Raw genomic sequence first — 14,014 nt, 5'->3', positions numbered from 1 at the left:
CCTGGGCGTGATGGCGCGGACGGGTGGAGAGCTTGCGGTAGCCCATGGCCCGCAAGACCCGGCTCAAGGTCTGCTCGGAGACTGACACGCCGTGACCCTCGGCCAGGATCTGAGCCAGATCGCACAACCGCCACCGCACCACACCGTGTGCGGCCGGCATCGGTCCCTGGTTGATCAGCGCCTTGAGGACATCGCGCTGGTTGGCGTTCAGGCGCGGACGGGCCCCAGGGGCCTTGCCGTCGATCGTCCCACGCGGTCCAGCGGCGTTCAAGGCCAAGACCCAGTCGCGCACCGTTTACAGCCCGACCCCGCCGATCTCGGCCGCCTACGGGCGCAGACCACTCGCAGCGATCACCGACAGCCCCAACAAGCGGCGGGTCTGCGCCGGATCACGCGAACCCTTGGCCAGACCGCGCAAGGCCTCGGTATCGAAGTCCGATCGCAGCGGCACCGGAGCAGCCATCGCATCCCCTCTCAGGCTCCAAACCCAAGGAAAGAATCACGACTGAGATGCCGACGCTACCCCGCGTGAGTCTTGCTCAGCGAGGCTTGGTATTAGTCCCGGCCCCCGCCTACGCGGGTATAACCCCGGGCCGGGCGGTAAGGATGGCGTCGGTGGCAAGGCTCCCTCGCCCACGCGGGGACGAACTTGACAACGCCACCGCGGCACTCCGCCGGACACAGGCTCCCCCGCCAGCGCGGGGATGTACCCAACATGATTAAGAGCCTCGACTGCTTGGCTAAGGCTCCCCCGCCTAAGTGGGGATAAACCTCTGTCCACGAGAAATGGAGAGGTTGCGTGATTAGCTCCTCCGCTTACGTGGCAGGTATAAACCCACGTCCACGTCGGTCTCGTGGACGCTATCGACAACTCCCCCGCCACGCGGGGATGAACCCATGTTGAAGGTCGCGACCGGCTCAACGCCCATGGCTCCCCGCCTACGTGGGGATGAACCTCGAATCAGCTCCATCGTCAGCGTGCGCTCGGAGGCTCCTCCACCCACGCGGGGATGAACCCTCCCAGTGACGACTGGACGATCATCTAGCTAAGGCTCTCTCGTTTACGCGGGCATGAACCCTCGACACGCATCCAGACGGAGATCGGCGCGCATGTCCGAGAGATGGAGGAAGCTCTCGTTGCGGTCCGAGACCTTGTCCGTCATGTCGAACGGCCGCTTGCGGCTACCGCATGGCTCGACCGGGTCTACCCGCCTCCCGGATTCGCGGAGAGGCTCTATCGGCAAAGTTGCCCGCCGCTTGTCGGCAGCCCTTTTGACGGCTCCAAAGCTCTAAATTCATAGGGCAAGAACTATCAGTAGGCGTGCGCTTCACGGATTTGCACCCTCCCCCCTGAAGCGGCAGGCTCGTTGCCGCCGATGCCAAGGGCGACGTACGCGCCAGCCTCAGCCAGGCCGTCCACTCGGCCGACACGATCCGCACCACGTTCGTGTCGTTGCGGAAGCCGGTCACGCGCCGTTCCTTGACGAACACCAGTCCGAGCTTCTTCGCCATCGCGGATAGCGTTGCGGACCGTCGTCTCAGCCACGCCGGCGATCGCCGCGAGGTGGCCAACGGCAAGGCGGCAGTCCTTTCGGCGGATGGTCTCGGCCGCGACGAGCGAGAGCACCGCCTGCTCTGCCAGGCTGAACCGTGCCGCGAGGCCCGGAGGAAGCCGTCCAGAGGCCGCCCAGCGGCGGCGACGCTCCATTGAGACATCCGTGCGCGGGCGCGAGCCCACGGCCTTCCTGTGTCTCGCCACGAGTGCTGAGGCAATTGATCGAAGTTCGATTAGCCCGGACAGCACCTCGGCCTCGGATAGGTGCCCTTCCCCGAACGCCTTCCAGAGCACGGAAGCGACGGCAGGCAACGCTGCGCGCGGAGCCACCTCCGCCTGTCGGCGGATCTCATAGGCATAGTCCATCGTCCCCAGCCCTCTCGGACTGCGGCAGGCACAAGGCACGACTTCATCGTTGACGGAATTGGCGTTCCGTCTTGACTCCACCGGGGAGCTATGACGTATAAAAGGGACAAACCGTGTTCCTAGAACACCATTTCGATTTCGCGGCCCTTCTGTTTGGCGACAGGGGGCCGTAGTCGTTTCAGGGTCTATCTCGCGGCAATGATCTCCTGATGCCGGTTCACGACTCGCTCTGAGCCGCATGCCGGAAGCGCTCATGTCGGCCGGCGAAGACGGTTAAGTCAACGTCGCAGCCAAGCTGCCCGTCCCTAACAGGTCAGCGCCGAAACACGTTGTCGGGCTGACGTGATGACGTGTCAACATTCTGACGATTGGACGGCCTGACAGGTTGCATCGTCATCCCGTTGCGTTGATGAAGTGTAAACCTGTGGACGCGATGGTCCGGCAGGTTGTCTGCCCGTCACACTGTCAGAAGGTCAACGCGATGCACACGCTCGCCCTCGTTTCTCAGAAGGGAGGCGCCGGTAAAACGACGCTGGCGCTGCACCTTGCGGTCGCCGCTCATCGCGCCGGCCTTCAGGTCGCTATTGCCGACCTTGACCCGCAATCCTCGGCTTGGAAGTGGAGTGAGCGTCGCAAGGACCATCCTGAGGCGGTCGTAACCTCAGCTGAGCAACTCGACCACGTGAAGGCGCAGGGCGCTGCCGGTGGCCTTGACCTGCTCATCATCGATAGTGCTCCGCACGCCGACCGGCCAGCGCTCGTGGCCTGCAAGGCTGCCGACTTGATCCTGATCCCGTGCCGCGCTTCGATCCTCGATATCGACGCCATCGGACAGACTCACGACCTCACAACAATCGCGCGCAAGCCGTCGTGGGTCGTGTTCAACGCGTGCAACACCTCGACCGAGTTCGACCTGGAGGAAGCGCGCGCTGGCCTGCGAGAGCGCGATGTCCCCGTCTACCCGGGTGCGGTCTATCAGCGGGTCTCATACGCGCGCGGCTTCATCCCCGGCCGGACAGCTCAGGAGATTGAACCCGGGGGCAGGGCGGCTTCCGAGATCGATCACCTGTTCCGGTGGACAGCCGACCGCATGGGACTCTCGCTTTCGCAAATTGATAGCATCGAGGCCGCATGATGAGCGCAGCACCCCGCTTCAGCCTTCGGGCTGCCGTGACCGACAGCGTTTCGACCGGACGCAGTGATGAGCTTCCCGAAGCCGTCAAGGTCAATCCGGCCCTTGAGGCTACCTCGCCCCCAGCGGAACGTCGCAGAGCTGCAAAGGCTGCCGTTGCCGAGCCAGCCAAGACCAAGCGTCCGACTACGCGTGAGGGCGCGCGCGGCATCACCGTCTGGGTCGAACCTGAGGTCTACCGGATGATAAAGCTGGTCGGCCTCGACGCTGACATGACGACACAGGACGTCATGATGGAGGCAATCGACGACCTTCTCGCCAAGAAGGGAAAGGGCCGCATCGCGAGGACGCGATGACGCCGCAACGCGCTGACGTGTTGACAGGTTGATGCGTCATCTTCGACCGCATCGGCGATGCAGACTCAGTTAAAGGCCTATCCAAAGAGAGTGTCGCACTTTGATCCTACGTTCTGGGAAGGGCCGACTGGTACCAATGCGGGCGTGGTCTGACGCATCGGGGACAGGTTGCGTGCCGTCACTGTTTTGCAGACCTGCCCAAAACTTCCAGCTGCACCAGGCTGCTTCAAGGGCGCCTACAGCCTCTTCCAGCGAGCTTACTGTCGCGCCGCGCCGATAAGGGGCGCCACCAATATCGAGCTGCATGCCCCCATCCACTACTCGGCTGCTGCAGGGTCGGCAAAGATGCAATCGATGCGGCCAGCGATCAGAGACCCGCTCGTTGCGAAGTACGTCTCGCTCGGATGGTTCTGCAGGCGTCTGTAGACGAGCTTGGCCACGACATCCTTGACAGCGCGAACCTAAATGCCTCGCTCCTTAGGGCGGTTCATCACACGTATCTGTTGCGGACGACCTGCGACAGCGCCGCCAAACCCGTCCGTAATCGGCAACGGGAAGCAGCGCAACACGGATGTTAGCACGCCGGAAAGGAAGGCTTTCTGAGCCTCCTCCTCAGGCGAACGTCCGGAGGTCAAGCGCAGCAGGGCGCGCAGATCGTCGGCCAACTGCTCGAAGCAGCCGGCAGCCGGCCAGCGCTGAGCTTGCTGGTAGACGGTTTCCCAGGGTGGAAGGTCGTTGGGCATCCAGCGCACGGCGCCCCCGTCTTCACTACGTAGCGCAGGCCGTCGAACACCGCGCACAAGCTACGCTCGCGCTGCCCGGCGTCCTCGCGCAGCAGCGTCAGGTAAGGGGCGACCAGCGCCCACTCCTCATCGGACACGTCGGACGGATAGGCCTTGCGTGAAGAGGTCATGCCCTTCATCTGGAATCCCCACACCACGGATCCATAACAGCCCTTAGGCTGCAGCTGGCGGACCTCGTCGCCTATTCGGTTGGTCGTCATGTGCTGAAACCTGAACAGCCCAGCCGGACTTACGAAGCGGTCGAACGGAAGTTCCAACAAAGCCCAACCGGACGCATCCCTGGCTACGGTCTCAAGCTCTTTCTATGGGCCGTAAAAAGCGAAAGGCCCCGATGAGTTCACCGAGGCCCAACGCCGATCAAAAATTTTTGATTCGCTGAACTTGATGTAGACCGTTGACACTATCTATTCAAGAAAATTTGCTCTCATCGTCCGTGTGTGGTTTATGGTAAGCCATAAATTGTTTTGTCTAAGTCACTGCTTTCACATCGGTTTGTCGGCTGATCTCAGCCAAGAGCTGCTCACCTCACTCTTTAGCGACGCCCTGTCAGCTGTGGTTGCCTCAGCCTGCATAAGGAAGGGTCACGAGGTGGCGTCCGATTCATCCCCGGCGCGCGCTGCACGACGCCAGGCCCCACGGGTAGGGTCGCCAGCCTTCTAGCGGAACCCTCGTCTCTGTGGCGTTACTGCGATTGTGATCCTGCGTGGTGCGCCGCCTTGAGGGCGGCGTTTTCGTGCCGCCACCTGACGGCGTGGCTATGGCTTACCCTAAATGGCAAATGGTGTGTTGTGTGGCACAAAGAGAACATGGCAAATGGTATGCCTCATGTGGTAAGCCATTAACCATTTGCCACCTATCCTCGCCGTCCGGAAGGATGCGCCCATGTATGTACTCGCAATCGTCTCCCAGAAGGGCGGCACCGGCAAAAGCACCCTGGCGATTTCGCTCGCGGTCGCCGCCGAGGAGCAGGGGCTTAAAACCTCGATCATCGACATCGACCCGCAGGGCACGACCAAGAAGTGGTACATCCGCCGCGAGGCCGAGACCGGTCCGGAGGTCAACGCCCTGAGCGTGAATCAGCTGGAGGCGGCGATGCCACTGCTCCAGAAGCAAGGGGTCCAGCTGGTGATCATCGACACCCCCGGCGCCGATGTGCCGGGCGTGCCGGCCGCAATCCAGCTGGCCGACCTATGCCTGATCCCCGCCCGGCCGAGCGTAGCCGATATTGAGGCGTCGGCGCCGACAGTCAGCGCCATTCACCGCCTCGGCAAACTGTTCTCCTACGTCCTCAACCAGTGCCCGCCCGGCCGCTCGATCCGTACGACGGATGCCTTTCGCGTCCTGCAACTGACCGGCGCCGTGGCCAGCACGTCGCTCGCCCTGCGCGCCGACCATATGGACGCGCTGGCGACAGGGCAGGGGGTTACCGAACGCGATCCGAACAGCAAGGCCGCCGGCGAGATCCGCGAGCTACTGGCCTGGACGCTCAACCGCATGGAAGGAAAGCCGCATGGCCAGAAACAGACCCGCGTCGCTTGAGGCCGCCCTGAGCAGTGCGCTGCCGCAGGAGTCGACTGCCGGAACCGACACGATCGTACAGCACCCGGCCACGCCGATGAGCGCACAGGTGCCGAAGGCCAGGAACTACGAGCAGGTGGTCGCCTACGTACCAACGGCCTGCAAGAAGCGTCTGCGCATGATGTGCATCGAGCACGACCGCGACCTCAACAGCTTCATTCGCGAGGGCATCGATCTGATGCTGGCGAAGTACGGCCAGCCGTCCCTTAAGGAGTTCGAGGCTAAGTTATAAGCCATTTATGGCTTACCATAAAGCCCAGAGTGTTGGGAGAGCATAGGTTTCGGGGTGATCCTTTGTCGTCGCTAAAAAAACTTGCACATTTTTGGGGCGTGTGTTCCCGTTTCTGGTGCGTTGATTCCCAGTTGGCGCTAGGCTCTGGCTAGGATGTCCATGCCGCCCACCCGCCCGCTTACGCCTGAGGAAGAACAGCGCCTCGCTCGCAAGGAGCGCACCCTCAAGAACCGCCGCGGCCGACGCAATCCGTCGACCATGCCGCAGCACCTAGCGCGCACGTCAGCCTTTGCGCCCCGCAAGAAGGACCTGATCACCGACAGCAACTTCGTGCGCATCTACGAGGTGCCGGGCTACTCGGTGGTCGAGGTAAAGGGGAGGGAACTCGGCAGCCAGCACCGGGACGCGATCTACGCGCTGTTCCGCCTCCCTCGTGAGAAGGTCAGGACCGACAACCCTGCCTACCGCCGCGGGACGTTCATTTCGCCTGTCCTCTCCTACTACCAGACACGCACGACCTGGCGGACGTTGATCAAGGCGATGGGGCGCACGGAGCACGTCAACAACTTGCTGAGTCTGGTGCATGTCTTCCAGGAGATCCAGCAGGTCAGCGTGCTGATCCACGAAGGCCGCTCCCTCAAGGAGCTGGAGGCGATCAAGGCCAAGCGGAACCGCAACATGCTGCCCGATGGTGCCGGCTCCGCCTCGTCGCTGATCACGGATCTCAGCTGGGAAGGGGCCCAGCTCGACAGCGCTGTGACCGTGACCTACGGTACGCGCGTCCTGGAAATGATTGAGAAGGCGCATCTAGTCAGCATCAATGCTGACGTGCAGTTCCGCCTCAGATCCGACCACGCCAAGGTATTCTGGCCGTTTATCGACAGCCAGCCCGAGCACACATACATCGATGAGGAGCGGCTGGCTCAGTTGGCCGGCCGCGAGCTCTGGTCGGAGACAGCGACTAGCGCGACACGCGCCCAGTTCCGCAAGGAGTGCCGGGAGGCCTTCAAGGACATGGTCAGTGCCGGCGGCCTGTCAGCCTTCACCGAGGAGGTGACGGGGTCCGGTCGGGCGAAATCGCGGCGTTACAGCTACACCCACGCGGCACCCCGGCAGTTTGAGCTGGAGCTACTGAAAGTCGCTCGAAACGCTCAAAGCGTTGACGCATAAGGGGTGGAAGCGGAAAGAACGTCCCAAATTTCTGGTGCGAATTGATGCAGAACGTTCCGCATCAAAGGCCAGGGATGGGCTAAGTTGTTGAAGTTGCTTACACCGTTCAGGAAATTACGCCTCAAAATCCCCAAACCGCTTTGCAAAGAAAACTTGAGATGAAGGTTCATAGCTAACAGTGTGCAAAGATCCGTCAGCGCGCCAACTGTCCCGGAAAGAGCGCCCCAAAAGTCCGCTCAAACCCAGCCATAGGACTCTCTGTGGATAAGTGAAAGCACGCCCCAAAAATCCGGAAGTGACGCCCCAAAACCCGGAAACCACGCCCCAAAAAAATGGAAACAACGCCCCAAAATCCACGCCTAAACGCCTGTAAACGTTGAAAAATTTCTGTATAGACTTTTTATAGATACTTAAAGATATATTAAAAGACGTTGGCGGTACCATCAGGCCCAAACAGTGGCCTGTGAAACAACGGTGCAGAGACCTTAGACAAGCTCGCGCAAAAAGAGCCCCCGCTCCTTTTTTTAGGCTTCGCCAAAAAACCGCTCCCCCACCGAACCGAAAACCGCCTCACGGCGGCTAAGTCTCACAAAAGTCGCCTTAGAGCAGACAATTCTTGCTGCCAGAGAAGAGGGTGACAGAGGCAGCAGCGTGACTTCTAGCGAGGTTCTGGGCAGCAGGGTCGACACAAAGAAACTTGAGAACGCAAAAGCGACGCTGGGGCTTTCCAGAGAGGTTTTGCCCATGTGCTATGCGAAGTGAAGTTCATGCCCTCGCTTGCCGCCGCTCAGTAGGCCCTTCCAACGACAGGCGAGTGACGAGGGTCGGATGTCTGCAACCGATTTTGGGGCGTGGTTTCCCGTAAAAGCGAAGCAATTCTACCTTTTTGGGGCGTGTGCTCCCACATGACTTGAACGCCCTGTCGTGCCATAAATCATAAACTATATATCATAAGTGATACCGACACGCTGGCCACTCACGAAATGCCAAGCTTAGCGCAGATGCGAGGGTTGTCCTTGCCTCCATAGTAGCGTGTCAGCGCTTCCCGAAAAGCCGGGATGTCCAGCGCGACTCTGCCGAACAGTGTCATGCTCGAGCAGACACTATGACACCGAGGCTCGGTGACGAAGACGGTTAGAGCACGGTCAACCCAAACCCCTTTGTTGAAGAATCGGCTGCTTGCCTCTAGGCTTTTAGCGCAGCAAAGCCTGCTCCGATGCAATCTCGATTGCTCGCCAGGTGCGCGTTAACGATGCCGGCTAGAAAGCGTCGAGGGTAAGTGGATTGTCGCCCGGCGGCGCTTTTCAAAGCCGTGCGCCTGGGCCACGTTAGTGGCGGTCAGAGCTTTCGGATGAGCCAAGCCGCCTTTAGCAGGTGCGGCCGGCGCCGGTGTTAGCAGCACCAGCAACCGGCCTGACCACAACTCGTATCCTCAGGAGATACAGAGCATGGCTGAGCCCCTCCCTACCGGCATTCTGCTGTTGACGAAACCGTCCCGCCGTCCGCGGGACCTACGGCGCGTCTCCCCCGTCCTGCCGATCCGCACGAGCGCCTGAGGCTTTTTCGTACGCGCACTCTCGAAGTGCCGTGCCGATCCCCTTCGCTCCCTGCAATCCCGACACCCAGCGACGTCAACGGCCCAATGGGCACGGCGTGTCCCTGCCCGCCGGCCGATCCCTCGGTCGGCGCATGCGGGTGAGTATCTCCTGGACGGACCCGAGCCATGACCACCGTTGTTCCCCACCCGGCTGCCAACGGCAGCCGTAGGTATCGACTGCCCACGGGCAGTCCCCAGTCGGTACACCCGGCATCGATCGAGCGTATCCCCGTCCCCCTTGGTAGCGGAGCCGCCGAGGGTTCCGGCCTCGCGCTGCGGGCTAACCTGCAATCCTGCTCGCCCAAACTGCTGGCGGCCACCGAGGCCGTCGTCGCCAATGCCCGGCGCGCGGTGTTCGTGTCTGACCCGCTACTCGGGCCCCGTCTGTCGCAGATCGGGTCCCTGCTGGCCTCAGTCGTGAAGCGGCACGGTTCCCTGATCGAACTAGCCCTGAAAGATGCCCTCGAACGCAGCGATCGCTACGTCGTCCTGCGTAATATTGCGATGCCGATCACGACAACGACCCAGGAGTTGGTTCGAACCGGCACCATTGCTTAGCTGGCGACAACGTCCGTGGCGCTCACTGGGCCCGTGGCCCAGACCGTCACACTCGATCTCATCGTGATCGACCGCCAGGAGAACCGCGCCTTCATCGCCGAGGTGAAGCGCGGCAGTGGCAAGAGCGAAAACCGTAAGATTCATCAAATCGAGTGGGTCTTGCGCTGTGCGCAGGTTCAAGCGATCGCCTTTCTAGGGAGCTTGAACATCCACGTCGCCAGTGCCCGCGTCGTGTTGATCGATGTCTACGGGCGGGCGGGCTACTCGCCCGACTTCTCCGTCAGCGGTCCGGGCATCGACGCCCTGTTCGGGGTGCCGGTCCTGCACGCCGTGGAAGCGGTCACCGGCCTGCTCGCAGCTCGCCTGTATGCGGACGTCCCGGACCTGCTCGAGCTCGCGCTCGCGTCCCTGGAGCCCCTCCCGGGCGCGGCGTCGCCAGTTCCGCGTATCGCGTCGGTGCCCTGATCCCGCCGGGTCGCGCGTTCGACCCGGCCTCGTCCACCCCTTCCCCCTATCCCCTTAGCACCGCGCGCCGCCGCGCCGGTGCCCTCTCCAGGCATGCCCGCATGACCCCTGATTTCGACCCCGGCGCCTATCTGCCCCCGCCTTCCCCGGCGGCCGCGCCGGCCGCAAACCCCCTGACCTGGTGGCGCAGCCTCCCGCCCGAGGCCCTCGACCTGCCGGCGCAGCGGCGCCTGCGCGCCGTCCTCGTAGCGGCGCCGCCCCTGCCGCTCCCCGGCTGGGACGCCGCGACCGAGGCGGATCCGGCAGCCGCCATTGCTGTAGCGATCGCGACGCTCGCGGAGGGCGTGGCCCATCTCGGACGCCTCGACCCGGCTCTCTCAGTAGTCGTTCTTTGCGCCGCCCTCGGGGATCCGGCCTGCCGCGACCTACTCGTGCATGTCCTCGGTCGCCGGGCTCGCCGACGCGCCGATCTCGACCTCCTGCGGCTGGCGCGCGCCTGGCGCGACGGCGGCCGTCGGGAGACCGATCCCACGTTTGCGCCCGGCCGCTGAGGGGGGAGGATAACATGGCTTTTTCCACGACTTCGCGCCTCTCGCGGATCGACGCCGAGGCGGCGCCTGGTGCTCTCCCTCTTCCCCCGACGCCTGCGCACCTGCCTCGATACCGGCCTGCGGATCCCGGCCGCGCGGCGGACCCTGGTTTTGGACATCGACGCGCTCGTACCGGAAGCTGCACCCCTGGCTCGGGCATGGAGCACGAGCGCCGACGCCGATCTGCTTCAAGGCGACCTCAGCTCGGTTCTCGCCCGTCAGGAGCTGACGCGGTTCCTCGATCACCATGCCGCCGCACGGGATCGGCCGGCCGCGCGGACCCTGGCCGATGTCGTCGCCTCGTTGTCCTGTACGGTGGACGATACTGATGCGGGGGCCCGGCTGGCTCTGCCGCTGTGGCTCGAATTCGAGGCGCTGCCGGATCTTTCCCTTCAGTTGCCGGCGATCGCGCAGGTACAGACGACGATCGGCCTCGGGCCTGAGCGCGATCAGGAGGATGACGACGGCGACCTTCTGGGCGGACCGGATGCGCGTCAGATGCTGCTCAATAGCTGGAACGAGGCGCTCAGCGAGGCGCTCTTGATCCTCAAGGGCAGCGCGAGCAACGCCATCGCCGCGGCGGCTGTTCTCAGTCGCGGTGGCGCGTGCCCATTCATGACCGGTGCATTGCTGGTGCCCGGTTTGTGCCGTTTCGGCGAGCGGCTGACCCAGTCCGTCGCCGACAGCGCCGAACTGGCGGAGCGGCGACGGCGGCACGTTGCCGAGAAGGCGCTCAAGCGCAGCGAGGGACTCGTGCGCGAGCTGAAGACCGCGCCGGCCGTTTCGCCCCGGCATCCGGTCCGCCCGGCCGAAGCTGCGCCCCAATCCGTCCCCGAGGACCACGTCCTCATCGTTGCGGAGGTCAAGGAGGTCGGCTCCGATCGCACGAAGGCCGTGACGCGCGGCTACGAGGGGGTGATCGGACGCCCGGTACCCCTCGCGCCGGTCCCGGACCTCGCGAAGGTGCGCACGGCGCTCGCCTTCGAATTCCCCCACGCGGTCGAACTGATCGACCGCCTCCTCGTCGATCTCCTTGGCCGGCGCACCGTCGGGTTCCGCCCGACCCTCTTCGTAGGCCCTCCCGGCACTGGAAAAAGCAGGCTGGCCTCGCGCTTGGCACACCACCTCGCAGTCGGGTTGTGGCGGGTCGATGCGACCCGGGACGGCTGCGCTAGCATAGGTGGCACGGATCGCCGCTGGGCGACGTCCGAGCCCGCGCATCCGCTCATGGCTATCACGCGCTTTGGCATAGCCAATCCGATCGTGCTCGTCGACGAGATCGAGAAATCCGCGACTCGGACCGATCACGGGCGCCTCTGGGATAGCCTGCTGCCGCTGCTGGAGGCCGAGACAGCCTCTAGATATCCCGACCCCGCTTTCCAGGCCGAGGTCAATCTCGCTCACGTGAGCTGGATCGCCACCGCCAATGCGACGGATCCGCTGCCTGGCCCCCTGCGCGATCGGCTGCGGGTACTGGAGATGCCGGTGCCGCAGATCTAACATCTCGAGAGCCTGACCGCTCCGGTCCTGGCTGGGATCGCGGAGAGCCGCGGGCTGGATCGACGACTGCTGGAAGATCTCGATGGCGAGGAGATCGACTTGGTTCGGCGGGGTTGGCGGGGCGGCTCGATCCGGCGCCTCGGCCGGCTCGTCGAGGTTGTCTTGACGGTGCGCGAGGCGCTGAGCCCGCGGCACTAACCGCCGAGCCGACGAGGCGGCATCAAACGGTGCCATCCCCCTACCTTTGTTGAAAACCCTCCAGCGGCACCAGCCAGTTGCGTCACTGACAGTCCGAGGCGATCCAACCCCCACATCAGTGCGCGCTGGAGGCACGGCTTCACCCTCTTATCCCAGCGGGGCGCCATTCGCCGGAATCGGACGAGCGGTCCTGATTAACCCTGGTAGGGGCGTCGAGCGACCTGTGCGGGTAGCCGTGCGCGCCTGCGCTACGAAACCGACCTGACGGATACGGAATGGGCGGTGATCGCGCTCTTGCCAGGCCCAGCCTCGCGTGCCGTCAAAGACGGTGTGCAGTGGCCGGCGCCAAGGGCGACCTATGCTGGACGGTGCGCCTGTACCGTCGGACTTTCCCGTTCATCGCCAATGCCTTCGCTGACGCAGGCTATGCCGGAGACAAGCTGGCAATCGCCACGATCATCACCGTTGAGGTCGTGCGTAAATCCAACGATCAAGTCGACTTCGCCCTGCACCCGCATCAATGAGTTGTGGAGCGCTTCTTTGGCTGGATCAGCCGCAACCGCCGCCTTTGGAAAGGCCTGAAAGCAACCCTCGCCTCAGCCCAGGCCTTCCTCTACGCCGCCGCCGTCATAATCCTCGTCCGAAGGCTGGGCCGAGCGGCATCACTTATCGGACGGACTCTGAGCTCGACTTTGGCCAATCAAGCTGCCGGCTCCTGGCACAGAGGCCTTTTTGAAAATTCAAGCTCGAGCGCCTGTTGGTCGAAGAGCAGTACGAGTGCGGCGATGCGTGCCCCGTAGGCTTGGATCGTTTCGGTGACGGCCGTGTCGTCGTCGAATGCATCAGTCTCGTACTTCTGCAACCTGACCCGTTCGAGGTTGCGCAAGAAGTGGTGGCGCTTAGCGAGGCCGTGCAGCGCCTCGCCGGATAGGTACTTCCGCGGGACCTAACGCTTGAACGTGACGCTGGGGGAACTGTGCCGTGCCATTGTCTTCATCCTCTGAAGACCCCCATCCGATCAATCTGCCCACCCAATTCATCCACCCCGAGGGGAACACTCCCATCCAGGGCTTCTATTAATGTTGTTTGACAACATCAACTGAAATGAGATTAATTTGTAATTATCGAGCAATATTGTCAAGTAAATAGATGCTATGGCTCGGGTTTTATCTCAACAGACAAGAAGAATGAGAAATTTACTTACATCAGATAAAGACAATGCCAAATAGGCATCTACGTAATGAACGCGCTGCATAACTGGCATGGTCGGTCTATCGCCATTTACAGCCTCTCGCCATCAGCATATATCAGTAACGTAAGAAAACAGAAAAAGCCAATCATAAAAATAATACAAATTCAAATAACTTATTAATGCAAGAGATTTATTCGAGGGCCTCTTTTCATATTAATATAGTCTGCTTGAACCGTTGGCTTATAATTTTTTCATATCGAACTAAGGGTGCGTGGCGCAATTATGAAATCGGGTATGTATAATATAAAGGGCTTTAATGGGATACGCGGACTATGCGTTTTAGCGGTTTTTTTGGCACATAAATGCGACTTTAATTCCAATATTGCAGCCATAGGGGTTTGGACATTCCTTATCATTTCTGGCTTCCTCATAGTTGGAGAGCTACACCGGGCGAGGATAAATATAGAAGCGAACTTATATGACACAAAAGCAGCTTTAGGTATCTTTCTGCTGAAAAGAGCTTCGAGAGTCTTTCCTGCTTACTACACGCTGCTAGCAATTCTTTTTCTAGTAAATCTTATATACAATCTAAACGAAACTAAAGTTGGTTTTATATGGCATGCGGCTTACCTATCAAACTTTTATACAGCTTATATTAGCAATTTCATCGGCACCCCCTTCGGAGTTTTATGGACTTTATCTGTGGAGCAACAATATTATGT

At 61.7% G+C, this 14,014-nt stretch carries 12 protein-coding genes and 4 pseudogenes; 11 read left to right on the top strand and 5 right to left on the bottom strand.

Annotation, left to right across the window (positions count from 1 at the left end):
* Both FV227_RS24755 and FV227_RS24750 read right to left on the bottom strand, forming a co-directional pair.
* Positions 1-503: pseudogene (locus FV227_RS24755) on the bottom strand (helix-turn-helix domain-containing protein); the annotation flags it as partial.
* 679 nt (positions 504-1,182) lie between these two features.
* A pseudogene (locus FV227_RS24750) lies at positions 1,183-1,921 on the bottom strand (helix-turn-helix domain-containing protein).
* Positions 1,922-2,402: 481 nt separating this feature from the next.
* Between FV227_RS24750 and FV227_RS24745 the strand changes: the two are divergent.
* A complete protein-coding gene (locus FV227_RS24745) occupies positions 2,403-3,056 on the top strand; it encodes a ParA family protein (RefSeq protein WP_187274941.1) in 654 nt (217 codons plus the stop codon).
* A complete protein-coding gene (locus FV227_RS24740) occupies positions 3,053-3,409 on the top strand; it encodes a ribbon-helix-helix domain-containing protein (RefSeq protein WP_147860135.1) in 357 nt (118 codons plus the stop codon). The genes FV227_RS24745 and FV227_RS24740 overlap by 4 nt, the downstream gene beginning before the upstream one ends.
* A gap of 611 nt (positions 3,410-4,020) precedes the next feature.
* Here FV227_RS24740 and FV227_RS24735 read toward each other — a convergent pair.
* Positions 4,021-4,322 (bottom strand): annotated as a pseudogene (locus FV227_RS24735) (transposase); the annotation flags it as partial.
* 772 nt (positions 4,323-5,094) lie between these two features.
* Between FV227_RS24735 and FV227_RS24725 the strand changes: the two are divergent.
* The 3 genes from FV227_RS24725 to FV227_RS24715 all read left to right on the top strand — a co-directional run bounded on the left by FV227_RS24725 (position 5,095) and on the right by FV227_RS24715 (position 7,192).
* Entirely contained in the window at positions 5,095-5,751 is a 657-nt protein-coding gene (locus FV227_RS24725) for a ParA family protein (protein ID WP_147860134.1), read from the top strand.
* Positions 5,723-6,022, top strand: a complete 300-nt coding sequence (locus FV227_RS24720) for a ribbon-helix-helix domain-containing protein (RefSeq protein WP_147860133.1) — start codon at positions 5,723-5,725, stop codon at positions 6,020-6,022. Before FV227_RS24725 ends, FV227_RS24720 begins: the two co-directional genes overlap by 29 nt.
* Before the next feature lie 159 nt (positions 6,023-6,181).
* Positions 6,182-7,192: a hypothetical protein gene (locus tag FV227_RS24715; protein WP_147860132.1), complete on the top strand. Its 1,011-nt coding sequence runs from the start codon at positions 6,182-6,184 to the stop codon at positions 7,190-7,192.
* Between the two features lie 976 nt (positions 7,193-8,168).
* Here FV227_RS24715 and FV227_RS30375 read toward each other — a convergent pair.
* Positions 8,169-8,414, bottom strand: a complete 246-nt coding sequence (locus tag FV227_RS30375) for a DUF1810 family protein (protein ID WP_281406305.1) — start codon at positions 8,412-8,414, stop codon at positions 8,169-8,171.
* A 501-nt stretch (positions 8,415-8,915) separates the two neighbouring features.
* On the opposite strand from FV227_RS30375, the gene FV227_RS24705 reads away from it, so the two are divergent.
* From FV227_RS24705 to FV227_RS24685, 5 genes and pseudogenes are all read left to right on the top strand, one after another.
* Positions 8,916-9,347, top strand: a complete 432-nt coding sequence (locus FV227_RS24705; protein WP_147860130.1) for a hypothetical protein — start codon at positions 8,916-8,918, stop codon at positions 9,345-9,347.
* Positions 9,348-9,380: 33 nt separating this feature from the next.
* Complete coding sequence (locus FV227_RS24700) at positions 9,381-9,812, top strand: hypothetical protein (RefSeq protein ID WP_147860129.1); 432 nt, start codon at positions 9,381-9,383, stop codon at positions 9,810-9,812.
* A gap of 101 nt (positions 9,813-9,913) precedes the next feature.
* Entirely contained in the window at positions 9,914-10,363 is a 450-nt protein-coding gene (locus tag FV227_RS24695; RefSeq protein ID WP_147860128.1) for a hypothetical protein, read from the top strand.
* A gap of 69 nt (positions 10,364-10,432) precedes the next feature.
* The gene (locus FV227_RS30085; RefSeq protein ID WP_246686681.1) at positions 10,433-11,902 is read left to right on the top strand and encodes an AAA family ATPase; all 1,470 of its coding nucleotides are present in this window, start codon (positions 10,433-10,435) and stop codon (positions 11,900-11,902) included.
* 566 nt (positions 11,903-12,468) lie between these two features.
* Positions 12,469-12,762, top strand: a pseudogene (locus FV227_RS24685) (IS5/IS1182 family transposase); the annotation flags it as partial.
* 38 nt (positions 12,763-12,800) lie between these two features.
* On the opposite strand, the gene FV227_RS29290 reads toward FV227_RS24685, so the two are convergent.
* Positions 12,801-12,986 (bottom strand): hypothetical protein, encoded by a 186-nt coding sequence (locus FV227_RS29290; protein ID WP_187274942.1) that lies wholly within the window; start codon positions 12,984-12,986, stop codon positions 12,801-12,803.
* 573 nt (positions 12,987-13,559) lie between these two features.
* Here FV227_RS29290 and FV227_RS29535 point away from each other — a divergent pair.
* Positions 13,560-14,014: acyltransferase (locus FV227_RS29535; protein WP_210246739.1), on the top strand; the 455-nt coding region annotated here is incomplete at its 3' end.

The organism is Methylobacterium sp. WL119 (genome assembly GCF_008039875.1).
Taxonomy (GTDB): domain Bacteria; phylum Pseudomonadota; class Alphaproteobacteria; order Rhizobiales; family Beijerinckiaceae; genus Methylobacterium.
Note: the sequence above shows the minus strand (reverse complement) of the source record. Positions and strands in the feature narration are given on the sequence as shown.